This window comes from Bradyrhizobium sp. dw_411, from assembly GCF_018449695.1.
Taxonomy (GTDB): Bacteria; Pseudomonadota; Alphaproteobacteria; order Rhizobiales; family Xanthobacteraceae; genus Bradyrhizobium.
This window is the reverse complement of sequence record NZ_JAAVUY010000024.1, coordinates 1-24,189: the sequence shown is the minus strand read 5'-3', so window position 1 is coordinate 24,189 and position 24,189 is coordinate 1. Positions and strand designations below refer to the sequence as shown.

24 protein-coding genes are annotated in these 24,189 nt (G+C 61.1%); 8 read left to right on the top strand and 16 right to left on the bottom strand.

Annotated features, from left to right (window positions below):
• Positions 1-131: 131 nt before the first annotated feature.
• From HB676_RS30260 to HB676_RS30235, 6 genes are all read right to left on the bottom strand, one after another.
• Positions 132-1,250 carry a cobalamin-independent methionine synthase II family protein gene (locus HB676_RS30260; RefSeq protein WP_213742159.1) on the bottom strand — a complete coding sequence of 373 codons (1,119 nt, stop codon included), beginning with the start codon at positions 1,248-1,250 and terminating at the stop codon, positions 132-134.
• 112 nt (positions 1,251-1,362) lie between these two features.
• Positions 1,363-2,076, bottom strand: coding sequence for an ABC transporter ATP-binding protein (locus HB676_RS30255; RefSeq protein ID WP_213742158.1), 714 nt, complete (start codon positions 2,074-2,076; stop codon positions 1,363-1,365).
• Positions 2,069-2,821 (bottom strand): ABC transporter ATP-binding protein, encoded by a 753-nt coding sequence (locus tag HB676_RS30250; protein ID WP_213742157.1) that lies wholly within the window; start codon positions 2,819-2,821, stop codon positions 2,069-2,071. Before HB676_RS30250 ends, HB676_RS30255 begins: the two co-directional genes overlap by 8 nt.
• Positions 2,818-3,849: a branched-chain amino acid ABC transporter permease gene (locus HB676_RS30245; protein WP_213742156.1), complete on the bottom strand. Its 1,032-nt coding sequence runs from the start codon at positions 3,847-3,849 to the stop codon at positions 2,818-2,820. Before HB676_RS30245 ends, HB676_RS30250 begins: the two co-directional genes overlap by 4 nt.
• 8 nt (positions 3,850-3,857) lie before the next feature.
• Entirely contained in the window at positions 3,858-4,727 is an 870-nt protein-coding gene (locus HB676_RS30240; protein ID WP_213742155.1) for a branched-chain amino acid ABC transporter permease, read from the bottom strand.
• A gap of 136 nt (positions 4,728-4,863) precedes the next feature.
• Positions 4,864-6,057, bottom strand: coding sequence for an ABC transporter substrate-binding protein (locus HB676_RS30235; protein ID WP_213742154.1), 1,194 nt, complete (start codon positions 6,055-6,057; stop codon positions 4,864-4,866).
• Positions 6,058-6,618: 561 nt separating this feature from the next.
• Between HB676_RS30235 and HB676_RS30230 the strand changes: the two genes are divergently transcribed.
• Complete coding sequence (locus HB676_RS30230) at positions 6,619-6,924, top strand: hypothetical protein (RefSeq protein ID WP_213742153.1); 306 nt, start codon at positions 6,619-6,621, stop codon at positions 6,922-6,924.
• A 172-nt stretch (positions 6,925-7,096) separates the two neighbouring features.
• On the opposite strand, the gene purU is transcribed toward HB676_RS30230, so the two are convergent.
• On the bottom strand, positions 7,097-7,960 hold the full coding sequence (gene purU / locus HB676_RS30225; RefSeq protein WP_213742152.1) for a formyltetrahydrofolate deformylase: 864 nt from the start codon (positions 7,958-7,960) through the stop codon (positions 7,097-7,099).
• A 155-nt stretch (positions 7,961-8,115) separates the two neighbouring features.
• Here purU and HB676_RS30220 point away from each other — a divergent pair, with 155 nt between their 5' ends.
• Together HB676_RS30220 and HB676_RS30215 are read left to right on the top strand one after the other, a co-directional pair.
• Positions 8,116-8,943 carry a uroporphyrinogen-III synthase gene (locus HB676_RS30220; protein ID WP_213742151.1) on the top strand — a complete coding sequence of 276 codons (828 nt, stop codon included), beginning with the start codon at positions 8,116-8,118 and terminating at the stop codon, positions 8,941-8,943.
• A 306-nt stretch (positions 8,944-9,249) separates the two neighbouring features.
• The gene (locus HB676_RS30215; RefSeq protein ID WP_213742150.1) at positions 9,250-9,456 is read left to right on the top strand and encodes a hypothetical protein; all 207 of its coding nucleotides are present in this window, start codon (positions 9,250-9,252) and stop codon (positions 9,454-9,456) included.
• Positions 9,457-9,488: 32 nt separating this feature from the next.
• On the opposite strand, the gene HB676_RS30210 is transcribed toward HB676_RS30215, so the two are convergent.
• Positions 9,489-9,683, bottom strand: coding sequence for a hypothetical protein (locus HB676_RS30210; RefSeq protein ID WP_213742149.1), 195 nt, complete (start codon positions 9,681-9,683; stop codon positions 9,489-9,491).
• A gap of 191 nt (positions 9,684-9,874) precedes the next feature.
• Between HB676_RS30210 and HB676_RS30205 the strand changes: the two genes are divergently transcribed.
• The 3 genes from HB676_RS30205 to HB676_RS30195 all read left to right on the top strand — a co-directional run bounded on the left by HB676_RS30205 (position 9,875) and on the right by HB676_RS30195 (position 10,590).
• The gene (locus tag HB676_RS30205) at positions 9,875-10,126 is read left to right on the top strand and encodes a hypothetical protein (RefSeq protein WP_213742148.1); all 252 of its coding nucleotides are present in this window, start codon (positions 9,875-9,877) and stop codon (positions 10,124-10,126) included.
• A gap of 8 nt (positions 10,127-10,134) precedes the next feature.
• On the top strand, positions 10,135-10,374 hold the full coding sequence (locus HB676_RS30200) for a hypothetical protein (protein WP_249780535.1): 240 nt from the start codon (positions 10,135-10,137) through the stop codon (positions 10,372-10,374).
• A gap of 72 nt (positions 10,375-10,446) precedes the next feature.
• On the top strand, positions 10,447-10,590 hold the full coding sequence (locus HB676_RS30195; protein WP_213742146.1) for a hypothetical protein: 144 nt from the start codon (positions 10,447-10,449) through the stop codon (positions 10,588-10,590).
• 136 nt (positions 10,591-10,726) lie between these two features.
• Here HB676_RS30195 and HB676_RS30190 read toward each other — a convergent pair whose 3' ends face one another.
• The 8 genes from HB676_RS30190 to HB676_RS30155 form a co-directional block, all read right to left on the bottom strand.
• On the bottom strand, positions 10,727-12,025 hold the full coding sequence (locus HB676_RS30190; protein WP_213742145.1) for a glycoside hydrolase family 130 protein: 1,299 nt from the start codon (positions 12,023-12,025) through the stop codon (positions 10,727-10,729).
• A 34-nt stretch (positions 12,026-12,059) separates the two neighbouring features.
• A complete protein-coding gene (locus HB676_RS30185; RefSeq protein WP_213742144.1) occupies positions 12,060-14,345 on the bottom strand; it encodes a glycosyltransferase in 2,286 nt (761 codons plus the stop codon).
• Positions 14,342-15,259, bottom strand: a complete 918-nt coding sequence (locus HB676_RS30180; RefSeq protein WP_213742143.1) for a class I mannose-6-phosphate isomerase — start codon at positions 15,257-15,259, stop codon at positions 14,342-14,344. Before HB676_RS30180 ends, HB676_RS30185 begins: the two co-directional genes overlap by 4 nt.
• Before the next feature lie 243 nt (positions 15,260-15,502).
• Entirely contained in the window at positions 15,503-16,453 is a 951-nt protein-coding gene (locus HB676_RS30175; RefSeq protein ID WP_213742142.1) for a TAXI family TRAP transporter solute-binding subunit, read from the bottom strand.
• Positions 16,454-16,479: 26 nt separating this feature from the next.
• Positions 16,480-17,679: a BBP7 family outer membrane beta-barrel protein gene (locus tag HB676_RS30170; RefSeq protein ID WP_213742141.1), complete on the bottom strand. Its 1,200-nt coding sequence runs from the start codon at positions 17,677-17,679 to the stop codon at positions 16,480-16,482.
• Positions 17,680-17,846: 167 nt separating this feature from the next.
• The gene (locus tag HB676_RS30165; protein WP_213742140.1) at positions 17,847-18,794 is read right to left on the bottom strand and encodes a GDP-L-fucose synthase; all 948 of its coding nucleotides are present in this window, start codon (positions 18,792-18,794) and stop codon (positions 17,847-17,849) included.
• Positions 18,775-19,860, bottom strand: coding sequence for a GDP-mannose 4,6-dehydratase (gmd, locus tag HB676_RS30160; protein ID WP_213742139.1), 1,086 nt, complete (start codon positions 19,858-19,860; stop codon positions 18,775-18,777). The genes HB676_RS30165 and gmd overlap by 20 nt, the downstream gene beginning before the upstream one ends.
• Before the next feature lie 185 nt (positions 19,861-20,045).
• Positions 20,046-20,720 carry a Crp/Fnr family transcriptional regulator gene (locus HB676_RS30155; protein WP_213742215.1) on the bottom strand — a complete coding sequence of 225 codons (675 nt, stop codon included), beginning with the start codon at positions 20,718-20,720 and terminating at the stop codon, positions 20,046-20,048.
• Between the two features lie 330 nt (positions 20,721-21,050).
• Here HB676_RS30155 and HB676_RS30150 point away from each other — a divergent pair, with 330 nt between their 5' ends.
• Both HB676_RS30150 and HB676_RS30145 read left to right on the top strand, forming a co-directional pair.
• A complete protein-coding gene (locus HB676_RS30150; protein ID WP_213742138.1) occupies positions 21,051-21,884 on the top strand; it encodes an ATP-binding cassette domain-containing protein in 834 nt (277 codons plus the stop codon).
• Positions 21,881-23,815, top strand: a complete 1,935-nt coding sequence (locus tag HB676_RS30145; protein WP_213742137.1) for a long-chain fatty acid--CoA ligase — start codon at positions 21,881-21,883, stop codon at positions 23,813-23,815. The genes HB676_RS30150 and HB676_RS30145 overlap by 4 nt, the downstream gene beginning before the upstream one ends.
• Positions 23,816-24,189 lie beyond the last annotated feature (374 nt).

Sequence of the window (24,189 nt, the reverse complement as noted above, 5' to 3'; positions counted from 1 at the left end):
GGTGAGGAGCGCGCTCGCGCGCGTCTCGAATCATCTGGCACTCTGCCTGCAGCCATCCTTCGAGACGCGCGCAAGTGCGCGCTCCTCAGGATGAGGCCGGAGTTCGTTGCGCGACCTCGCCGTTGGGTGAATTACTTCCCCCACACCTCGTTCGCGACATCGACCGCGAGCTTCAGCTTGGCCCACTGCTCATCTTCCGTGAGGATGTTGCCTTCTTCGGTGGAGGCGAAGCCGCATTGCGGCGAGACCGCGAGCTGATCCAGCGGCGCGTATTTGGAGGCTTCCTCCAGCCGGCGCTTGATGTCGTCCTTTTTCTCGAGCGCGCCGCTTTTGGAGGTGATGACGCCGACCACCACGACCTTGTTGCCCTGGGGCAAATAGCGCAGCGGTTCGAAACCACCGGCGCGTTCGGAATCATATTCGAGGAAGTAGCCATCGTAATTGGTGCCGGCCAGCAGGGTCTCCGCCACAGGCTCATAGCCGCCGGATGAAATCCAGGTCGAGCGGAAATTGCCGCGGCAGACATGCGTGGTGATGGTCATGTCGGCGGGCCGCTCGGCGATCGCGTAATTGATGATGCGGGCGTAAATCTCCTGCAGATGATCGGCATCTTCACCGCGTGCCCGCACCTTGTTGAGCTCGTCCTGCGAGCAGAGATAGGCCCACACGGTGTCGTCGAACTGCAGGTAACGACAACCGGCGTCGTAGAACGCCTTGACCGCCTTGCGATAGGTCTTGGCGAGATCCTCGAACAACACCTCGATGTTGGGATAGACCTCTTTCGAGATCGACTTGCGGCCGCCACGGAAATGCAGCACCGCCGGCGAGGGGATCGTCATCTTCGGCGTCACATGCGCGATGTCGCACTGCTTCTTGAGAAACTTGAAATGCGCGAGCATCGGATGATCGTCGGGGAAATCCAGCTTGCCGATCACGCGCACCGCTTCGTGCCGGGTCTGGATGCCGGTGAACTGGATGCCCTCGTCGGGGTGAAACATTTCGGCGCCGGTCAGCTTGGACAGAAAGTCGAAATGCCACCACGAGCGGCGGAATTCGCCGTCGGTCGCGAGCTTCAATCCGACCGAAGCCTGCCGGTGCACGATTTTTTCGATTTCCATATCCTCGACCTTGCGCAGGTCGTCGGCTGAAATCTCACCTTTCTCAAGTTTGGCGCGCGCCTCCTTGATTTTCGCTGGGCGCAAAAGACTGCCGACTTCATCGGCGCGGAAAGGGGCTTTTGTTCTTTGCATGGTTTCTACTCCCTGAGAATTCCCAACGTCATTCCGGGATGGTCCGAAGGACCAGACCCGGAATCTCGAGATTCCGGGTTCGCGCTCACGCGCGCCCCGGAATGACGAAAAATCATACCACCTTCGCAGCCACGCCCAGAAACCGCTCAAGTGCCGCCGGATCGGCCCTCAGCGTGGCGCTGGCCGCGTCGTGAACGATCGCTCCGCGCTCCAATATCACAGCACGGTCCGCGAGCCCCAGAATCTTTTGGGCATTCTGCTCGACAATAATTGAGCAGATGCCGCCCGCCCGGGTGATGGTGCCGAGCGCTTTAAGCAGTTCTTCGACGATGATCGGCGCCAGACCTTCGGTCGGCTCGTCCAGGAGCAGCACTTTCGGATTAAGCGTCAGCGCGCGGCCGATCGCCAGCATCTGCTGTTCGCCGCCGGACAACTGGTTGCCGAAATTGTTGCGGCGTTCCTTCAGCCGCGGAAACATCTCGTAGATCTTCGCGACGCTCCAGGGCCCCGGCTGCGCGACCGCGGTCATGTTCTCCTCGACGGTGAGCGAGCGGAAAATATTGCGCTCCTGCGGCACCCAGCCGATGCCCGCCCTCGCCCGCTGGTCCGGCCGCATCCGCGTGATGTCCAGACCGCCGAGGCTGACGGTGCCGCCGAAACGCCGGGTCACCCCGACGATCGAATTGATCAGCGTGGTCTTGCCCGTGCCATTGCGGCCGAGCAACGCCAGCACCTGGCTCTCCGGCAACCGCAGCGTCATGCCGGGCAAGACAACCGCCTCGCCGTATCCGGCGCGCAAGCCCTCGATGGTGAGCAAATCAGACATCGGCGGCCTCGCCGAGATAGACCGCCTTCACCCGGGGATCGCGCGCGACTTCGTCCGGCGCGCCCTCGACCAGCAGCGCGCCCGCGACCAACACCGAAATGCGATCCGCAAAGGAGAACACCAGATCCATGTCGTGCTCGATCAGCAGCACCGTGACGTCGCGCGGCAGCGCGGCCACAGCGGCGAGAATATCGTGGCGTTCGCTTTCGGGAACACCGGCGGCGGGCTCGTCGAGCAGCAGCACGCGTGGTTTGGTCGCGATCGCGACCGCGATTTCGAGCAGGCGCTGCTTTCCGTAAGGTAACGTCGCGGTGCGCTCGTTCATCACATCGAGCAGATGGAAACGCTTGAGATTCTCCGCGATCTCGTCATTGACGTCGTCGCGCGTACCCATCACCCGCCACCAGTCGGCCCCCCTACCCAGCCGTTCCGCCACCGCAAGGCCAATGGTCTCGATCGGCGTCAAATCGGGGTAGAGCTGGTTGATCTGGAAAGTGCGCGACAGGCCGCGCAGCACGCGGCGATGCACCGGCAAATCGGTGATGTCGTGATCTTCCAGCAGAATGCGTCCGGCATTGGGCTTGAGCACACCGGTCAGAAGATTAATCACGGTGGTCTTGCCGGCGCCGTTGGGGCCGATCAACGCGTGGCGGGCGCCCTGCTCGATCTTGAGCGACAGATCGCGCGTGACCTTGAGGCCGCCAAATTGTTTCTCCAGTCCCCTGGTTTCCAGCGCGATCGTCATGGCGCATCGCTTTCGGAAACGGCGACGACGGATTTGGCGCCGCCGAACTGTTTGACGATCAAGTTCGGCAACCACAGCGCCCAGCGATGCAGGCGGTCGCGGCCAAGCAATACGATTACGACCAGCACGAGGCCGATCCAGAATTGCCAATATTGCGGCGTCAGGCTCGAGAAGAACTCCTGCAGCATCTTGAACACGACGGCGCCGATCAGCCCGCCATAGAGATAACCGGTGCCGCCGATCACCAATACCAGCATCAGATCGGCCGAGCGCTCGAACGAAAATACATCGAGCGAGGCCAGTGCGGTGGTCTGGGTGAACAGCGCGCCAGCAATCCCGGCATAGAACGCCGCCAGCGTATAGACCGCGATCAGGCGGCGGTTGACGGGGACGCCGATCGCAGCAGCCCGCAGCGGGTTGTTCTTGATCGCGCGAAGCGACAGGCCGAACGGCGAATGCACGATCCGCCGCGCCAGCAGAAACAATGCGAATAATACCGCGAGCGAATAAAAGAAGCCGACCTTGCCGAACATGTCGAAGGCAAAGACACCGAGAATGGGCTGCATCTCGATGCCTTGCAGTCCATCGGTGCCACCGGTGATGTTGGAGAAGCGTTCAGCCAGCGCCTCCAGCAGCAGCGCGATCCCGAGCGTCACCATCAACCGCGTGAGATCGACACCGCGGATGACGAGGAAGCTCGTGAGAAAGCCGATCAAGGTGGCGGCGAGACCAGCGACAATGAGCGCGATCACCGGCTCGTTGATGATGCCATGCAACGACAGCAATCCCGCGCAATAGGCGCCCACGCCGAAGAACGCCGCATGGCCAAGCGACACGATGCCGGCGTAGCCGAGAATGAGATCGAGCGACAGCGCGAACAACGCCAGCCGCACGATGTCGGTCATGATCAGAAAGCGGGAGGGAAACAGGAACGCGCAGGCAATCGTCAGAATCCAGAACGCGATCTCGCTCCAGTGCCAGCGTGCGTGCAGCCTGGCGACTTGTCCGACATCGGAGGGCGCGCTCATGACCGCACTCACCGGGTCGCGCTGCGGCCGAACAGGCCGTTCGGACGCCAGATCAGGATCACGATCATGATGGTGTAGATCACGAACGGACCCATTTTAGGCACATAGTATTTTCCGGCGACATCGCCGATCCCGAGCAACAGCGACGCCAGGAACGGCCCGGTGATGCTGGAAGAGCCGCCTACGGTGACCACGATCAGGAAGTAGATCATGAACTTCAGCGGAAAGTACGGGTCGAGCCCGAGAATTTCCGCGCTGAGCGCGCCGCCAAGTCCCGCAAGGCCGCAGCCGAACGCAAAGGTGAAGGCGAACACCTGCGGCACGTTGATGCCAAGCCCGCTGGCGGCGCGCGGATCGTCGACCGCCGCGCGCAACCGGCTGCCGAACCGCGTGCGCGCCAATATCAATTGCAACGCCGCGGTCAGAAGTCCGCAGATCACGATGATCATCAGCCGGTAGCGGCCGATGCCGATGCCGAAGAAATCGATTTGCCCCTCCAGGGCGGCCGGCAGCTTGATGAAAATTCGCGACGATCCCATGATGTAATCGACCGCGGCCACCGACATGAACACCAGTCCGATGCTGAACAGCACCTGATCGAGATGGCTTCTTGTGTAGAGGTGCTGATACAGCGCCCGCTCCAGCACCACGCCAATAATGGCGCTAACCACAAACGCCAGCGGCAGCGCCGCAAAGAACGGCCAGCCGGCCTGGTTGACCAGTACGGCACAGACATAGCCGCCGGTCATCGCGAACGCGCCATGCGCCAGATTGACGAAGTTCATCAGCCCCAGCGTCACCGCAAGCCCCGACGCCAGCACGAACAGCAACATGCCGTAGGCGACGCCGTCGAACAGGATGGTGAGGAGCGTGGTCATCGAGAAAAGCCCTCATGCTGAGGAGGCCCGCAGGGCCGTCTCGAAGCACGAGGACACCCGTTCGACACGGCTTCATCCTTCGAGACGCCCGCAAGAGGCGGGCTCCTCAGGATGAGGCCTGCTGTTAGATCAGCCCTCATTTCTTCGTCTTGCCGGAATCCTTGACGGCCTCGAAAGTCTGGAACTCGACATTGTAGAGTTCGCCGTCGGCCTTCTCGACCTTGCGGATGTAGACATTCTGCACGATGTCGCGGGTTTCCGGATCAATCGAAATAGGCCCGCGCGGGCTTTCCCATTTCATGCCCTTCATGGCTTCGACCAGCGCGTCGCCCTCGGTCTTGCCACCGGTCTTCTTCAGCGCTTCATAGATCAGGTTGATGCCGTCATAACCACTGACCGCCATGAAGCCCGGGCGCGAGCCGAAAGCCTTCTTGTAGGCGGCGACGAATTCCTTGTTCATCGCGGAGGGATGCGCGGCCGAGTAGATATGCGCGGTCACGGTGCCAAGCACCGCGTCGCCCATGTTGTTGAGCAGATCATCGTCGGTCACGTCGCCGGGGCCGATCACCTTGATGCCTGATTTGTCGAGCCCGCGCTCGGCATATTGCTTCATGAAATTGCCGCCCTGCCCGGCCGGAACGAACACGAACATCGCGTCGGGCTTGGCGTCCTTCATGCGCTGCAGGAACGGCGCGAAGTCGGGGTTGGCCAGGGGCACCTTGACCTCTTCGACGATTTCGCCGCCGCCGGCTGTAAAATGCTCCTTGAAAAAATTCAGCGCGTCATTGCCCGGCGCGTAGTCCGAAGTCAGCGTCGCGACCTTCTTGATGCCGTTCTTGACCGCCCAGTCGGCGATGATGGTGGAGGATTGCGCCAGCGTGAAGCTGGTGCGCACGATGTAGGGCGAGCGCTCGGTGATGATCGAGGTGCCGGCCGCCATCACGACCTCGGGGATCTTGCCCTGCGTCGCCAGCGGCGCCGCCGCCAGCGCAGCCGGCGTCACGCCGAAGCCCGCGATCACATTGACCTTGTCATTGACGATCAATTCCTGGGCGAGACGCTTGGTATTGTCGGGCAATGCCGCGTCGTCCTTGAGAATCACTTCGATCTTCTTGCCGGCGACGGTGTCGCCATGCTGCTGCATGTACAGCTTGATCGCGTTATCGATTTGCTTGCCGGTCGAGGCCTGGCCGCCGGTCATCGGCAGGATCAGGCCAATCTTGACGCTCTCCTGCGCGCTGGCAGGCGACAGCGCCGCTGCAAGGGCGAGCACGCCCGCCGCAGCCATTCCGGCCGCGGTCCGCGACAATAATTTTTTAGAAACGAACATCCACACCCTCCCCTGATCGGTCTCACATATTGAGCCGAGTCCCCCGGCCCTTTGCCTCACCCTAACCCGGATTTTTCAGCCGTGTCTGGGCGCGGCATGGCGTCTCAAGCCCGCGGCATTGTCAATCGCGACGATGGGCGTGACCTGCGCACCGCCCCGACAGGTCCGGCGACGCTTCGGTTGTCGCAGCAACCAAGAAACAATTCTTGGTATCATGACACCTCAAGCGGCGAACCTTGTTCGACGGGCAGCGCCCAACCTCGTTGTTGTACAAATGTACAAATAAATTGGTCCTGTCAACAATAACGCACCCTTGCAGGACAACCCACAGAGCGGGCAAGGAATGGCCAGAAACGGTCGGAGACACGGCCCCTTCCATTGTGAATTCAGAGAGATTTCCCTGACAATATCCGCGAAGTTCCATTCGCCCGGCTGCCCTCGATTTCAGGCCCAAGATTGCTCCAAGATTGCTCGAAGGCCGTTCGGAGGCCGATCAGAGAAACCAGGCGAGCCGGGCAGCCCTAAATCCATCTTGTTTGAAGGCCAGATAACGTTCTGCCGATGCCAGTGAATTCAAACCATATCGTCACACTCGTGGCTCTCGCGCTCGCGGGTCTTGCCCTCAGCGGCTGCGCGAGCATCAACGAAAAGGTCACAACCGGGGTCGTCGACAGCATTCCCCATTGGGCCGGCGGCTTGCCCGAAGGTGTGCCGCCGCGCCGCGGCACGCCGGAGTACGACAGGTACATGGAGGAACGCGAACGCAAACGCCTCGAGCCTGCGGTCGCAACCGATACCGCCAAGCCAGGTTCGCCGTCGTCATCGGCCTCGAATGCGTCGGCCATGGCGCTGGACCCGGTGCATTAGGGCGTTTTCCGACTCGCCGCCTCGTCCGTGGCCTCATGGTTCGAGACGCGCGAAGACGCGCTCCTCACCATGAGGGTTTGAGACCATGGCCTGGCTCGGTCCTCATCCTGAGGAGGCGCAAAGCGCCGTCTCGAAGGATGAAGCGATTGAAGTGGTAATAGCGCCGACCGCCTCAATCCATGAACACCACGGTCTTGCGGCCGTTGAGGATCACGCGGTCTTCCAGATGATGCCGCATCGCGCGCGCGAGCACACGGCGTTCGATGTCACGGCCCTTGCGGACGAGGTCTTCGGGCGTGTCGCGGTGGCTGATGCGCTCGACGTCCTGGTCGATGATCGGACCTTCATCGAGCGCGCTGGTGACGTAATGCGCGGTGGCGCCGATCAGCTTGACGCCGCGCTCATGCGCCTGATGGTAGGGCCGCGCACCCTTGAAACCGGGCAGGAACGAATGATGGATGTTGATGCAACGGCCTGAAAGTTTCGCCGTCATCTCGTCCGACAGGATCTGCATATAGCGCGCCAGCACCACGAGATCGGTCTTCGTCTGCCCGACCAGATCCCAGATCGCCGTCTCCTGCTCGCGCTTGGTCTCTTTCGTGATCGGCAAATAGTGAAAGGGAATGTCGCCGAAATCGAGATTGCTATAGGTCTCGCGCGGATGGTTGGAAACGATCGCGGTCGGGATCATCTCGAGTTCACCGGTACGCCAGCGATAGAGAATATCGGCGAGGCAGTGATCTGACTGCGAGGCCAGCAGCATCACCCGGCGCAGGCTGGCGCGGTCGCGCATCTGCCAATCCATGCCGAAGCGGTCGGCGATCGCGGTGAAGCCGGTCTGCAGCGAACTCAGATTGACCGCGAGATCGGCGGCATTGAACACCACCCGCATGAAAAAGTGGCCGGTCTCGACATCGTTGAACTGCTGGGCGTCGAGAATGTTCTGGCCGTTATGGGCCAGGAACGTCGACACCTGGGAAACGATGCCGGGGCGGTCCGGACAGGATAATGTCAACACGAAGTGATGGTCGGGCATGGCGCGGGCTTGGCTACATTTTGGGCGATGAAGGGGAACGGCGATCTGCGCCCTGCTCTATCATCCGCCGCCGCCTTGCGCCAATCCCGGCGATAAGATCATGATGAACAAACAGCGAGCAATCGGCGTTAGCACGGAATCATGGCTGCAAGATAATGGCTGAGAGACTGAACGGGTACCGCATCCTGATCCTGGAAACGCGCGAGGAAGCACAGTTTTCCCGCCTGCTCAGCGAACAGGGCGCCGATGTGCTGCAATGTCCGATGTTCACCATCCACGACGCGCCCGATCCGGCACCGATCGAGGCCTGGATCCGCCGCTCGATCGATAACCCCTTCGACGATCTGGTGCTGATGACCGGTGAAGGGTTGCGCCGCCTGCTCAAGGTTGCGCGGCGGATCGATGTCGAAGCGGATTTCATTGCCGCCGTCGCAAAGCCCCGAAAATTCACGCGCGGGCCGAAGCCCGGCCGGGCGTTGCGCGAAATCGGGCTGGAACCGCAAGTCACGACGGAGAAGCCGACTTCAGAGGGCATCGCGGAGATGCTGTCGCGCGTGGATCTGCGGGGACATCGCGTCGGCCTGCAGCTTTATCCCGACAAGGATCACAGCGCGCTGACCGGCGCCCTCACCGCGCAAGGCGCCGAACTCGATCCGGTATTGCCTTATGTTTACGATGCGCAGGCCGCCGACACCAATATCGTCACCGCGATCGACGAGATGGCCAACGGCCGTATCGATGCGATCGCGCTGACGAGTTCAGGCCAGGTCCGCCGCCTGCTCGAGGTCGCGCAGAAGCACGGTTGCGAGGCACGGTTGCGCGAAGGACTGGAGCGCACGCCGATCGCCTCGGTCGGGCCTGTGGTGTCGGACGAATTGAACGCGCATGGTTTGCGTACCGACATTTATCCGGCCAATGACGCCTTCTTCATGAAGCCGCTGATATCGGCCATGGCGACCGCGCTCGGCAAGAAAGCCAAATAAAGCCGCTATCCGTCGAAGCCCAGGCTTGAGAGAGCGCCGGAGCATCAACTCCCGCGTGCAGCCAGATGGGCCCGGCAGCCGTTCGCAGCCTGAAATTTGCTTTTGAAATGCCCGCGTAAATACGGATTCCGCCGGGTTTCCCGTTTGGATAGTTTTGCGCCAGAAACTTTTGGGCCGCCACAATTGCGTCGCGAGAACCCACGACTTTTTCCCCCGCTGACATAAAGCGCCGCGCGTAATTCAGACAGACCGGAATCGAGAGGCCGAGAAATGCTGACGGAGTTCGATCAGAGCACGATAGCCAACATGACGGCGGCGCTCGATTATGTCTGCAAGAAAATCCCTGCCGAGCACGACAGCAACGAACTGCGAAAGCAAATTGCGGATGAACTGATCAGGTGTGCCCGCACCGGCAGACGCACGGTCATCGATTTTCAACAGGCCGGCATCAAAGTCGTCGAGGAAATGACGAAACCGCCCAGGCGCCGCTGGTTTGGCTGGTGGCGGAAATAAAGGCGCTGGCGGCGGCGGTTTGAGGCCGCCCTCTACAGTTTCCGGATCATCCTCTCCGCCGCCGATTTGGCTTCCGGCTCGGAAGCGAAATCATCCGGGGTTACGAAGCTGGATGTCGTCTTGCCCAGGATGAAACCGCCGGACTGCCGATTGGGCGTGATCGCCGCCCGCCACTGTCCCGGCCGGCGCTCATAGGTCACGATCGAAAATTGAGATAACTCAGCCACATCGTCTCTCCTGAACAGACCCCGCGCCAGCGACGCCACGATGTCAACGGCGATCTTTCCAGTTTTAGAGGCATCCAACCAAGTTCGATCGATACGTATTTTACTCGCTATTGCTGCGGAATTGGCGCGTAATCGATTCGCACGATCGCCTGATGATTTGAAAGCGGTCTTGCACCGCGAAAGCTGGCCTTATGACCACCGAGACGACCTTCCTCGTCCAGGCCTTCAACAGTGGCAAGGGCGGACATTTGAAAGCCAGCACGCCGGTTCCTTGCCGGTCGGCGGATGGCGCTCGCCGCACCGCCGAGCGGCTGTCCTTGAGCCATCTGGGTGTCGTGGCCTTCTCGGTGACATCCGATCCCGAGACCGGGGATTATGACGATCAGCCGAAGGTATTCTTTCGCGCGGGACAACTGCCCTCAGAATTCGACGCGATGCCGTGATGGTCCCCTTGCATGCGCTGTTGCTTAACAACGGATTATTGGATCAGCCCATTTTGTTGATCGAGCCGCATCGAAGCCCTCAAGGGATCTGGCGCATCAAATTCGCCTATGACGATTTCGAACCGTTGTCGATGGACGCGCAACAAGCCTCGCAACTGGCCATCAGCCTTCATGGGATCGGTGAGGACGAACTGGCCGGCGAAATCGACGACGCGATCGAGCGAGCGGCACATTATGAAACCATGTAGCCGATGAACAATTGCAACTGAAACGATCGAAGTACAACACGAGACTGAACCATCAACCAGCAGGAGAGCGACATGCCTAAAGGCGAGCAAAAGGGTAATCGGGAAACCAAGAAGCCGAAGAAAGAAAAGATCAAGACAATAGCCGCGGCGGCGAGCCAAAAGGGCGGAGCGCCGGGTTGGCAGCCGAATAATAGCGGTACAGGCAAGAAGAAGTAACAACGGGCGCGTTCGGCGACCTTCAACGACGACTGCGCGGCTTGTTCGGGCAGTCAACGACACGGCTGTATCCTGGATTCCGGCGTCTTGAATTACAGCGTCTTGGGTTCAGCATCTTGGGTTCAGCGACCGGCCATCAATTCCGCATTGCCTGCATCAAGGCCGAAATCTTGATGGTCGCGAAATTCGAGAACGTATCCGAGACCGCATAAGGCAAAATAATCTCGTCATTATGCCGCATGGCGCCGCAGGTATAGACGACGTTGGGAACGTAGCCTTCTCGCTCCGATGGTTCAGGCCGCAGCAGCGGTTCGCGCGAGCGCGCAAGCACCTTCGAGGGGTCATTCTTGTCGAGCAGCGCCGCACCGATGGAATATTTGCGCACCGGGCCGACGCCGTGCGTCAGCAGCAGCCAGCCTTCGTCGAGTTCGATGGGCGATCCGCAATTTCCGATCTGCACGAATTCCCAGGGAAATTCCGGCTTCAGAATCGCCTGACCGCCGTCCCATCGGTAAAGATCGCTGGAATAGATCAAATAGAGGTTCTCATTATCCTGCCGCGCGATCATGGCGTACTTGCCGCCGATCCTGCGGGGAAACAGCGCCATGCCCTTGTTGTGGGCGGCCGCGCCCTGCAGCGGCGTCATTCGAAACGACAGAAAATCGCTGGTCTCGATTAGTTCCGAGCGGATCGCGGCGCCGCTGTAAGCGGTATAGGTCGCATAATAGGTTTTCCGGCCGCCATCGTGAAACTCGACAAAGCGGGCGTCTTCAATGCCGTGCGACTGAGATTCCGTCATCGGAAAGATGATGCGTTCACTGATATCTTCGTCAGGCTTGAAGACAACCTCGACCTCGTCGCCGATCGGTCCGGTGATCCGATATCCAATTCGGGGAGATGATGCGAGCCGAGCCGTCGGATCGACGGCAAGGCTGCCGTCTGCTGCGACAGTTCCGGTGCGAAACGTCAGCGATGAGACATGCCCTTCGCCGACGGCACGCAGGCTGAGGATGAAGCGCAAGGCGCCTGTTGGCACGCCGGACTGGTCCGGGTGCGGCACGATGCTGGGATTGAACAAGGCTGAAGCTTCGAAGGAATATTCATTGAGAAAATAGGCGCCAATCAGCTGGCGCTGGACTTTGGAAAAACTGCCGTGAGCCGCCAAAGCCTCTTCCATTTCGTCGGCGCGGGCCTCGAACGTCTCGAGCAAATTGCGATGACGGCCGAGAAAATTCTCCAGCACGTCGGCAAGCTGGTTCGCCGCGGCCTCGGAATCCAGCGCGAGCACCCGATCGACAATATGGTTAGCGCGGGTCTTGTCGGTCGGGTTGAGATCGCGCGGTTCGGTCGCCGGCTTGAAAGGACGCACGATGACCCGCGCGGGGTCGGGACGCAGATAGAGCGCCTGCCGGTTCAGGAAGGTGGGTTGCGACAAGGCGTCCTCGGCTCGATGTAGGTGCGAATGAAATTCAGGCGCCAACGGCGGCAAGTATGGGAGATTTTGCCGGGCCGATATTAACGCGAGCAAGCTGGCGAATATCGGCAAGACCGAGAAGATAGGACACTACCGACTCGCCGCCGCGATTCTCATTAGCACGGTCGGGATGCAATCCGTCACGGCAACTTCCGCTGTGCAGATCGACCAGCGCCACCGACAGATCGTTGCTGCCGAGAAACCAGGCGAAAACATTGGTTGCGACAACTTCCCATTCGGCATCGCCATTCGCCCGCCACGCCGTCAGGCAGGCGGCGATGGTCGCGGTGGCTTCGACGGGCTGCTGATCGAAGGCGCGCGGTTGTTGCCGGATTTCACCGAAGCCGGCGGTGCCGACCGGCCGGAAATGGCCCTCCGGTGAGGTCTGGCGGCTCATCAGCCAGCGCAGCGACCGCAATCCGGCATCGACATAGGCAGGCGTTTGCGTCGCCATGCCCGTCAGCATCAACGCCTGCGACAGGCGCGCATTGTCATACGCCAAGCCTTCCTCGAACCACACCCAATCGGGCGTCTCGACCGCAGCCAGACCGGCGATCAACCTGTCGGCCAGCAATCGCCGAACTTCCTGGGCGCGAAGATCGTCCGACGTGACGGCGCAATAGGAACTAAGCCCCAGCAGCGTGAACGCCCAGGCGCGCGGTGAACTAAACGTCTCTGCAGTTGACAACGCCTCGGCAAACAGCGCGGAGGCCCACAGGCGTCGTGACGGGCTGGCATCCCTCCGTGCGCACTCGCCGAGCGCCCACAATGTTCGCCCATGGCTGTCTTCGGAACCGCTGGCCTCAAGCCAGGTCCGATTAAAGCCCATGAAGTTGCGAAATCGCTTGGTGTCGCGATTCCAGGCATGCTGCACGAATGCGGCAAAGCGGGCGGTCAGAACCTCCGGAAGCCGCGCTTCGCCCGGATTGTTCAGCGCGCAGGCTAACAGCAGCGCGCGAGCGTTATCGTCCACGCAATAACCATGGGCGCGATCGGGCACCGAATGCACCGCGTGTTGAAACAGACCGGTATCGTCGCACATAGACAGGAAATGACCGAGTTGCATGTCAGGCACGGCGGCGCTCTGCTGATGAGATATCGTCTTGCCGGATCGTGGAATAATCTTGAGCCAATGCCCCTGCCGCGCGCTCGTGAACACGGCGACGTAACGCTCGGCGGTGCGCGCCCATGTCATGGTGCGACTGACCGCATAGGCGCGCTCGCACATCGCCTGCCGCCGGGCGTCGTCGGTGAGCAACGCCGCGATTTCGTTTCCGATTGCCGACGCGTTGCCAAACGGCACCAGCACGCCGCGACCATCCGCCAGCAACTCGCGCGCGTGCCAATAGGGCGTCGAGACAACCGGCTTTCCCAAACCGAAACTGTAGGCCAGCGTACCCGACGTCATCTGGGCTTCGTTGAGATAGGGCGTGACGTAAACGTCGCACATCGAAATGAATTCAAGCAATGTGGCCTGATCCACGAACTGATCGAGAAACACGACGTGGCCTTCGACACCCAGATCGCGCACCCGCACCATCAGGCTTTCGCGATAGGCCTCGCCCTGCTCCCGGACCAGATTGGGATGGGTCGCGCCGAGCACGACATAAACAGCATCGGGCCGGCGTTGCAGGATCGACGGCATCGCGTCAATCATGACCTCGATGCCCTTGTTGGGAGACAACAGGCCAAAGGTCAGAATAACCGGCTTTCCAGCGAAGCCGAGCCGGGCCTTGGCCGCATCCGGCGTCACGAACGCGACATCGGGAATGCCGTGGGGGATGACTTCGATTTTGTCGTCCGGCACGTGATAGACGCTGCGAAGCAGCTCGCGGGCCTTGCCGGCCATCACGACGATCTTCGACGACGCTTCGACGATTCCCATCAACACGGCGCGCTGTGCCGCGGACGGCTCGGCCAGCACGGTATGAAGCGTTGTCACCACCGGCATCGTGAGGCCGGACAGCAGCACGAGGATGTGGGCGCCGGCGACGCCACCGAAAATTCCGAATTCGTGCTGCAGGCAAACCGTATCGAAGCGGCCGGCGTTCAAGAAGTTGGCTGCGCGCGCATAGGCATCAATATCGTCGGCGTCGATCTGCAGTGCGACCGTCGAGGGGTAATCGTAAACCTGACCGTGATCGGTCATCGCAACGATGCATGTTTCGAGCGCGGGATGCGATGCCGCGATGGCCTGCTGAAGGTGCGTTGTGAAAGTTGCGATCCCGCAACGGCGGGGCAGCGAATTGCCGATAAAGGCGATACGACGGATTGGTGTCACGGTCGCACCTCGATCTCTGCAAATGGCAAAAGAGGAAACAATTCGATGGAGTGTCCGGCCAAATCCCGCAGCAAGCAAGGAAGTGCATCCGGTCCCGGATAGGCGATCAGACCGCTAAACCCATCAGCACCGACCTCGATGCTGGCACGATCGTCGTCCATGAAGATCGCCTCGCCGGCCGATGCCGCGGTAAGCCCGATTGCCGCATGGCCACTGAGCCCCAGAAACCACGTCTCCCGATCGGTCGCGACGGCCCAGCTTGTGTTTGCCGCCAGATCAATCCGCTCCAGCACAAAATGGGGGTTGGCGATGAGCAGCGTTCGCTCGGCAGAAAGACGCCGCGAACCCGGTTGAATCTGCACAGGCCCTGCATCGGAAACCGCCACGGCTTTATCTGTGTGCAGTTCGCGTTGCCGGCCAAAGTCGAACAGGCGGTATGTCGCATCGCTGTGCTGTTGAATTTCGGCAAGCACGATGCCCGCGCCGATCGCGTGGATAGTGCCCGCAGGGACAATGACGACATCGCCCTTGACGACCGGCCGCCATTGAACGAGATCGGCGATCGAACCGTCCGCGATGCACGCGCGCAATTGTTCGGGGCTGAGACGCTGTTTCAATCCAACGGCGACCTGCGCAGCCGGTGTCGCCGATAGAATGTACCATGCTTCGGTCTTGCCGTTCGGCAGACCTACCGAGCGTGCAAAGGCATCATCGGGATGAACCTGGATCGACAATGGCTCACTGGTAAACAGGAGCTTGAGCAACAACGCGCTGACCGGCGCGGCTTGATCGGACCGGTGAAACCACAATTCTCCAACCGCGCCGGCGGAACCATCGATGTCGCTCCATGGCCTGAGATCGCTGACGCCCCACGGCTTGCGCACGGCCTGCACGGCGGCATGTTCGATAGCCATAGGCTGTCCTGACCCATAACGCGCATATCGAGGTGATATGCCGTTGGTCGATACCGTGATTAAGATTTGGCGAGGCTAAAGTGGCGCGCTTCGGGAACGCTACGAAGCGGTTCCGACTGCCCTGTCCCGATAAGGTGGCTACTCAGGCACGGGATTACAACCTTTGCGCAGTTCCAAGGCTAAATTGACCTTTTATCGTGCGCCTTCAGCCTTGGCCCTTAATGTTCCCGGGCTTTGCGGCCGTTAGGGCCGCGGCAGCTTGGTGCCGGCCTCGTCATAGAACCGCTTCGCGCCGGGATGGAACGGCACCACGCGATTCCAGATCGCGTTGCGGGCCAGCGTGCCGGCCGCGGTGGGATAAATCTGCGATTTCGGATCCGTTGCCGACAGCACGGCTTTGGTGATCGCGTAGGCCACCTCATCCGGGAGGTCTTTATTGGCAATCACGAAATTCCATGCCGCTACAGTTCTGATTTTAGCGGTCTGGCCACGATAGGTGCCTGCCGGAATGATGGTTGCCGACAGTTGCGGCAATCGCTCCAGCATCGCCTCGAGTTCCGTGCCGGAGAGTCCGAACACGATAGCATCGGCGTGATCGGTAACTTCGACCAGCGACGGAATCGGAACGACAGCGCCCTGCCACAGCGCATCGATGTCGCCCGACATCAGGCTCTTTGAAAGCGCCGCTGGATCGCCGTTGACAATGACCGGTTTGATGTTCGCAACCGCGGCGGCGGCGCGGAAGAACACTTCGGCCGGGCCGTTCGCAGGGCCGACGCCGACCTTCTTGCCGTCGAGACCGACGAGCGATTTGATTCCGCTCTTGCGCAGCGCGGCGACCTGGAACGAGGTCTCGTACATCGGAAACAGCGCGCGCACATTGGCGTGCTTGTGGCCGTTGGCCCAGCCCGTCCCTCTGACCGCGTCATAGGCCGAGCCGATGAACGCGGTACCGATTGATGTCGCCGATGCATCGACGCCCGACAGGTTCTCGTTGGAGCCGGCGCTCTTTTTGATGTCGACTGTGATGCCCTTGGACGCGAGATAAGTTGCGATGCCCTGCCCATAAGGCAGGAACGCACTGCCCTCGCCAGCAGTCATGAAGGTTACCGGCGCGGCGGTTTGGGCTGACGCAGGCGTATGGCCGAGAACGACCAGACAGAGCAGCGCGACGTACCGAAGAAATGTTTGCATCACGTCGCGCCTGACCTCACATCCGCTTAAAACGCGTAGCTGGCGCCGACCTTAGCACCCTGGGCCCAGAAATCCGAGCCGTTGATCTGCGGCGCAGGACGCGCCGCGCCCACCAGCGTTGCGGGCGTTACGCCGGAGATCTTGCTATTGCCCGAGAGGTTGAGCGTGGTGTCAATCTGATTGCCGGGACGCACGACGTTATTGATGTACAGAAAGTCGTAGCCGACGAAAATCCTGAACGCACCGGTCACCCTGTAGCCGAGCTGTACCTGCGCCTCGGGCACCACGGCGAACTGGTTACGGCTTTGCTGGCCGATATTCGTGCTTTGGGTAAAAATGCCGCCGGGGATAACGCCCACGGGCAATCCGAAACCTGTTGTCGAGGAAGTTCCGTTGATCGACACGCTTTGATAATTATCGCCGAGCGCCACCTTGGCCAGAAGCGATCCATCGAACTGGCCGAATTGCTGCTGGGCCTTTACACCGACCTGAGCGCCGACGAACTGGTTTCGGGTCGAAAAATTGTCAGTGCCGATATAGGTGCCGTTGGTGGCCCCTCCTGTCTGGACCTCGGTGCTGACGATCGACAGCCCCTCGCGCAAGTCGAGATAACGGACGCCGGCCAGCAGCGATACGCCAAGCGTGTCCTTGCTGTAGACGCGGTAGAGGCCGTTGCCCTCGATGCCCCAGAATTGCAGCGACGATTTGGTGAACTGGCTTCCGTTGGCAAACCCGGGATCGGCGAGAACGAAGGAAGATGAGCCCACCGGAAAACCAAGCCCCGCCGGCGACACGTTATTGAACGGGACGCGCAGCGAAGGCGAGCCGCCGGAAATAACGGAATAGCCGGCACTGCGGCTGCCGAGCCCGAAACCGCTGGCCTCCACGCCATACCGCGGATCGAAGTCTAGCCAACGGCCGAGCGTGAGACGGCCGCCGGGAAACACGCCGTATCCGAGATGATCGGGCGACAGCACCGTGGTGCCGGGAACGCCAAGCGCGCCGCCAAACCCCGTGGTGGCCGACAGACTGCCAAGGGTAAAAGTGGTCAACAGCGGCGGCAACGGTGTCGATTTCACCGACCACGCCAGCGCCTCTGCGCTCGTCCACCAGACCGGCGCCGGAGGCGGCTTCGGCCGCGCCTTTAACGGCAAGTCAGCGGCGCCTGCAGCACTCAGAGCGCTGAACACGGCTAATGTGGCTATAGCTGCAAGAAATCTCTTCACGACAACCCCGACAACCCCATCCCGAAAGATAGAACCGTAGCATTGCCGGTTCCGCAGTCTGCCGTATTTTTGCAACAGGTGCGACGAATTCCACAGCTCGGATGGTGCTTTCGCCTCGCCCGCCCGCGGGGCGAGGGAGCAAGGTCTCGCCGTCTCCGGCCAAAGCTCTAGCCGTGATGTTCGCTCAGATACGCCTTATAGGCCAGCTTGATGCCATCCTCGAGTGAGGTTCGCGCGCGCCAGCCGAGTTTAGCGAGGCGGCTGACATCGAGCCATTTGCGCGGCGTGCCGTCGGGCTTTGAGGTGTCGAAGCTGATATCGCCGGTGTAACCGACCGCAGCGGCAACCACCCGCGCGAATTCGGCGATCGTGATATCCTCGCCAGTGCCGATATTGATCAGTTCGTCGCCGGAATAATCCCTCATCAGACGAATGCAGGCATCGGCGAGATCGTCGACATAGAGAAATTCGCGCCGTGGCGTGCCGGTGCCCCAGACCACGACGTTGGTGATGCCGGACAGCTTTGCTTCGTGAAACCGGCGGATCAGCGCGGCCACGACGTGGCTGTATTCGGGATGATAATTGTCGCCCGGCCCGTACAGATTGGTCGGCATCACATTGATGAAGTCGCAGCCATATTGGCTGCGATAGGCTTCGACCATCTTGATCCCTGCGATTTTGGCAATCGCATAGGGTTCGTTGGTCGGCTCAAGCGGCCCCGTCAGCATCGAATCCTCCCGCAGCGGCTGCGGTGCGAGCTTGGGATAGATGCAGGACGATCCGAGAAACATCAGCTTCTGCGCGCCATTGACATGGGCGGCATGGATCACATTGGTGGCGATGATCAGATTATCGTAGATGAATTCGCCGCGCAGCGTGTTGTTGGCGATGATGCCGCCGACTTTCGCCGCCGCGAGGAACACCACCTGCGGGCGGTTCTTTGCAAACCATGCGAATACCGCGGCCTGATCGCGCAGATCGACCTCGCTACGGCCGACCGTCAGCAGTGCGACATTTTCCTGCGCCAGCCGGCGCACCAGCGCGCCGCCGACCATCCCCTTGTGCCCGGCAACGAAGACGCTCTTGCCCTTGAGCTCAAACGGGGTGTTTGCCATTGGCGACCTCCCGCCGCGCAATCGCGAGATCTCCCGCCACCATCTCTTTCACCAGATCCGCAAAGCTGGTCTTCGGTTTCCAGCCGAGCTTCTGGCGCGCTTTGCTGGCGTCGCCAACCAGAAGATCAACTTCGGTCGGACGGAAATAGACGGGATCGATGCGCACGAGCGTTTTGCCGGACTTCTTGTCGACGCCGGTTTCGTCCACGCCCTTGCCGCGCCACTCGATGCCGCGGCCGACCTCGGCGAAGGCGAGTTCGACAAATTCGCGCACCGAGCGGGTCTCACCCGTCGCCAGCACGAAATCGTCGGGCTCGTCCGCCTGCAGGATCATATGCATGCCCTCGACATAATCCTTGGCATGGCCCCAGTCGCGTTTCGCTGCGAGATTGCCGAGATAGAGCGTGTCTTCCAGGCCAGTCTCAATGCGCGCGATGCTGCGCGTGATCTTGCGCGTCACGAAAGTTTCGCCGCGGATCGGACTCTCATGATTGAACAGGATGCCGTTGGACGCGAACATGCCATAGGCCTCACGGTAGTTCACCGTGATCCAGTAGCCGTAGAGCTTGGCGACGCCGTAAGGCGAGCGCGGATAGAACGGCGTGGTTTCCTTTTGCGGCACCTCCTGCGCGAGACCATACAGCTCTGATGTCGATGCCTGATAGAACCGCGTCTCCTTTTCCATGCCGAGAATCCGGATCGCCTCGAGCAGGCGCAGCACGCCGAGCGCGTCCGCATTGGCGGTATATTCGGGACTCTCGAAGCTGACGCCGACATGGCTCTGGGCGGCGAGGTTGTAGATCTCGGTCGGCCGGATCTGCTGCATCAGCCGGATCAGATTGGTCGAATCCGTCATGTCGCCATAATGCAGCAGGAACGGCACATTGCCGGAATGCGGGTCCTCGTAGAGGTGATCGACGCGCGCGGTGTTGAACGAGGATGAGCGCCGCTTGACACCATGGACGGTGTAACCGAGGCCGAGCAGATATTCGGCGAGATAAGCGCCGTCCTGCCCGGTGACGCCGGTGAGCAGCGCCACGCGCCGTTTGGTATCCTGAACCGCCATAGCTTCTCCCATACCGCGTCCCGGACCGCCTCGAAAGCCCCGCCGAACCGGCCAAACCGCGCCCCATCGGCGGCGCCCGCTCTAGCATTCGACCCCAGTGAAGTCTAATCCCAAGGCCCCAGGGAGTTTCGGCTGAATCCCGGTCAAATCCGGCACCAAAAGCGGCGGGATTGCCCTGCTTTCGGCTACTCGCCGTAGCTGCGCAACCGGTCGAGATCGACGATCGTTACGCCGCCATATTCGAGCCGCAGCAGGCCTTCGTCCGAAAGCCGCTTCAGGCTGCGGTTGGCGTTCTGCCGCGATATCCCCGAGAGCGCGCCGATTTCCTCCTGCGTGATCTCCAGATGCCGCGTCAGGCCGGGATAGAGGATCGGATTGAACAGCGAGGCGATCGAACGCGCCAGGCGCGCGGTTGCGTCCAGCGTGCGGCCATATTCCAGCAGGCCGATGAACTGACCGAGGCGCTCGTTGAGCTGCCCGACCAGAAAGCGATTAAAGCCGACGCTGTTCTCGAACAGCCACAGAAAGGTCGCGCGGTCCATCAGCGCCAGCCGCGTATCGCGTAGCGCGACCACGTCGTAACGCCTTGCTTCGTTCTTGAGCACACTGCCCTCGCCAAACCAGGCGCCTTCGGTCAAACCGGCAAAGCTGGTGGCCTTGCCGCCGCGCGACACGATGCCCATCCGGGCCAATCCCGTGACAACGCCGGTCCAGTATTCGAAGGGGTCGCCGCGCACGAAGATGCATTCATTGGCGCGGTAGGATTTTTCGACAATCCCCGCGCGCGCGACTTCGATCTCGCGTTCGCCGAGCTCACGCGACCAGAACGCAATGCGTTTAAGGGAATCCGGCGCAATCATGCTGCCGTTGACCGTCGTCCGCGCACCCAAAGCCCCCTTATAACCTGTTGCGCCGCAACAATTATTCTCAACGCCGCCGGGGCCTATTGCCGCAGGGAACCGAGGATGCGACGGCCCAGGAAAATTTGGCCGGCCAATTGTCAGGCACAAGACATTTCAAACTATCGCTTTCCCCTATGGAGGACCACCCCGCGCACGACAAACGCGGGATCGCGGGGTGCGCGAGCGCTTCGTTAGTCGGATGGCTTACAGGTGGCTGCCGATGTAGGATCGGCAACACGATGGCAACAAGGATAAAGAGCGCGTCAAGCGCCGTATCTGGAGGAACAGGTGGCTTACGCTTTGGAGGTGCGCGGGGTGTCACTGCGCTTTGGTGGCGTGCGTGCGCTCACCGAAGTCAGCTTTGGCGTCAACGAAGGCGAGCTGTTCTCGATCATCGGCCCCAACGGCGCCGGCAAGACCTCGATCGTTAACTGCATCTCGGGCCGCTACCGGCCGACCGAAGGCCATTTATTCTATCGCGGGCAGGATATTACCGCGCTCAATCCCAATGCCCGGCCGCGGCTCGGCATCGGCCGCACCTTCCAGAACCTCGCGCTGTTTCACCATATGAGCGTGCTCGACAACATCATGGTCGGGCGGCATCACCTGCTGAAGAACAATTTCATCACCGGATCGCTCTATTGGTTCACCGGCGCGCGGCGCGAAGAGCTTGAGCATCGCCGCAAGGTCGAGGAGATCATCGACTTCCTCGACCTGCAGTCGGTGCGCAAGGCCACCGCCGGCACGCTGCCTTATGGCCTGCGCAAGCGCGTCGAGCTGGCGCGCGCGATGGCGCTGGAGCCGCAACTGATCCTGCTCGACGAGCCGATGGCCGGCATGAACTTCGAGGAAAAGGAGGACATGGCGCGCTACATCGTCGATCTCAACGAAGAGTTCGGCATGACCGTGATGATGATCGAGCACGATATGGGCGTGGTAATGGATATTTCCCACCGCGTCATGGTGCTGGATTTCGGCCGCAAAATCGCCGAGGGCGACCCGGCCGCTGTGCTGGCCGATCCCCATGTCAAGCGCGCCTATCTCGGCGAAGAGGACGAAGTCCTGGTCGATCCCGACGATGCACCGGCACATACGACGACGCCTGCGGAGTCCGCGGCATGATGGATTATGCCGGGCGCGCCGCGCAGGCCGACACCTATCCAAAAATGCTGCGCCTCAACGCCAAAGAACACGGCGGCGAGATCGCGCTGCGTGAAAAGGATTTTGGTCTGTGGCGGGTGTTCACCTGGAATGACTATCAGACCCGCGTGCATGATTTTGCGCTGGGCATGGTCGAACTCGGCCTCGGCCGCGGCGATGTAATCGGTATTATCGGCGACAACCGGCCGGATTGGGTGTCGGCGGAGATCGCGACCCATGCCATCGGCGCGATGTCGCTTGGGCTCTATCGCGACGTGCTCGACGAGGAAGCCGCGTATCTCCTGAGCTACGGCGAAGCGAAATTAGTTTTCGCCGAGGACGAAGAACAGGTCGACAAGCTGCTGACGCTGGCCGACCGCGCGCCGAACCTCAAGCACATCGTCTATTCCGATCCGCGCGGGATGCGGAAATATGACGATCCGCGTCTGATGGAGGCCGACAAACTCGCCAGCCTCGGGCGCGACCGCGCCGCGCGCGAGCCCGGCCTTTACGACGCGCTGGTGGACCAGACCAAGGGCGAGGATGTCGCGATCCTCTGCACCACGTCAGGCACGACAGCCAATCCGAAACTGGCGATGCTCGCAGCGGGCCGCGTCCTGCGGCATTGCGCGACATATCTCGCGTTCGACCCGAAGGGACCCGATGACGAATACGTATCGGTGCTGCCGCTGCCCTGGATCATGGAGCAGGTCTATGTGCTCGGCAAAGGCCTGCTGTGCCGGATGAAGGTCAACTTCGTCGAACAGCCCGACACCCTGATGAACGATTTCCGCGAGATCGCGCCGACTTTCGTGCTGTTCGCACCAAGGGTCTGGGAATCCATTGCCGCCGATGTCCGCGCCGGCGTGATGGACGCTTCCCCTCTGAAACAAAGCCTCTACGAACTTGGAATGAAGACCGGTCTGTCGGCACTGGCACGCGGCAAGCATTCTGTGGTCGCCGATGCGATCCTGTTTCGCGCCTTGCGCGATCGCCTCGGCTTCACGCGATTGCGCTCGGCGGCCACCGGCGGCGCGGCGCTCGGACCCGATACGTTCAAATTCTTCCAGGCCATGGGCGTGCCGCTGCGCACGCTTTACGGCCAGACTGAATTGCTCGGGGCCTATACGCTGCATCCATCCGGCGAGGTCGATCCCGACACGACAGGCGTACCTATGGCCGACAGCGTCGAAATCCGCATCGACAATCCCGATATTCACGGCGTCGGCGAGATCGTCGTCAAACACCCCAACATGTTTCTCGGTTATTACAAAAACCCGGACGCCTCCACCGCCGACATCAAGGACGGCTGGATGCAGTCCGGCGATGCCGGCTATTTCAATCCCAACAAGCAGCTTGTGGTGATCGACCGCATCAAGGACCTCGCCGAAACCTCACGCGGCGAGCGCTTCTCACCGCAATATATCGAGAACAAGCTGAAATTCTCGCCCTACATCGCCGAAACTGTGGTCCTCGGCGCCGGCCGCGAGGCGCTCGCGGCAATGATCTGCATCCGCTACTCGATCATCTCGAAATGGGCGGAGAAGAACCGCATCTCGTTCACCACCTACACGGATCTCGCCTCGCGGCCGGAAGTCTACGCGCTGCTGCAAAAGGAAGTCGAAACCGTCAACGCGACATTGCCGCCGGCGCAGCGCATCTCGCGCTTCCTGTTGCTGTACAAGGAACTCGACGCCGACGACGGCGAGCTGACACGCACCCGGAAAGTCCGCCGCAGCGTCATTAACGAAAAATACGCCGATATCATCGACGCCATCTACGGCGGCAAGCGCGACATCCCGATCGACACGGTGATCCGCTTCCAGGACGGCACCACGCAGCGCATTCGGACAACACTGAGGGTGGTGGATCTCGGACGCGGGACAGCGGCTGTGGCGGAGGCGGCGGAATGAGGGGTGAATTGACGTTCGATGTCGCCAGACATTCACTCGTCATGCGCAGGCTTGACCCGCGCATCCATCTCCTTCGCGTAAAGAGCTTCCTTATTCGATGGATTGCCGGGTCAAGCCCGGCAATGACGAGTAAAATGGCGCTGCCCGTCGCATCGCCCTCTCCCCTTGTGGGAGAGGGCAGCACCGTCAGTCGATACAAACGCGGTTGGGTGAGGGGTCTCGATTGGCAGACTGCGATGTCGAGAGAACCCCTCACCCGTCTTCGCTTCGCGAAGCCACCCTCTCCCACAAGGGGAGAGGGAAAAAACCGGCCAGCCGCCGAACAGCGCATAGCGCTGCCCGTCGCATCGCCCTCTCCCCTTGTGGGAGAGGGC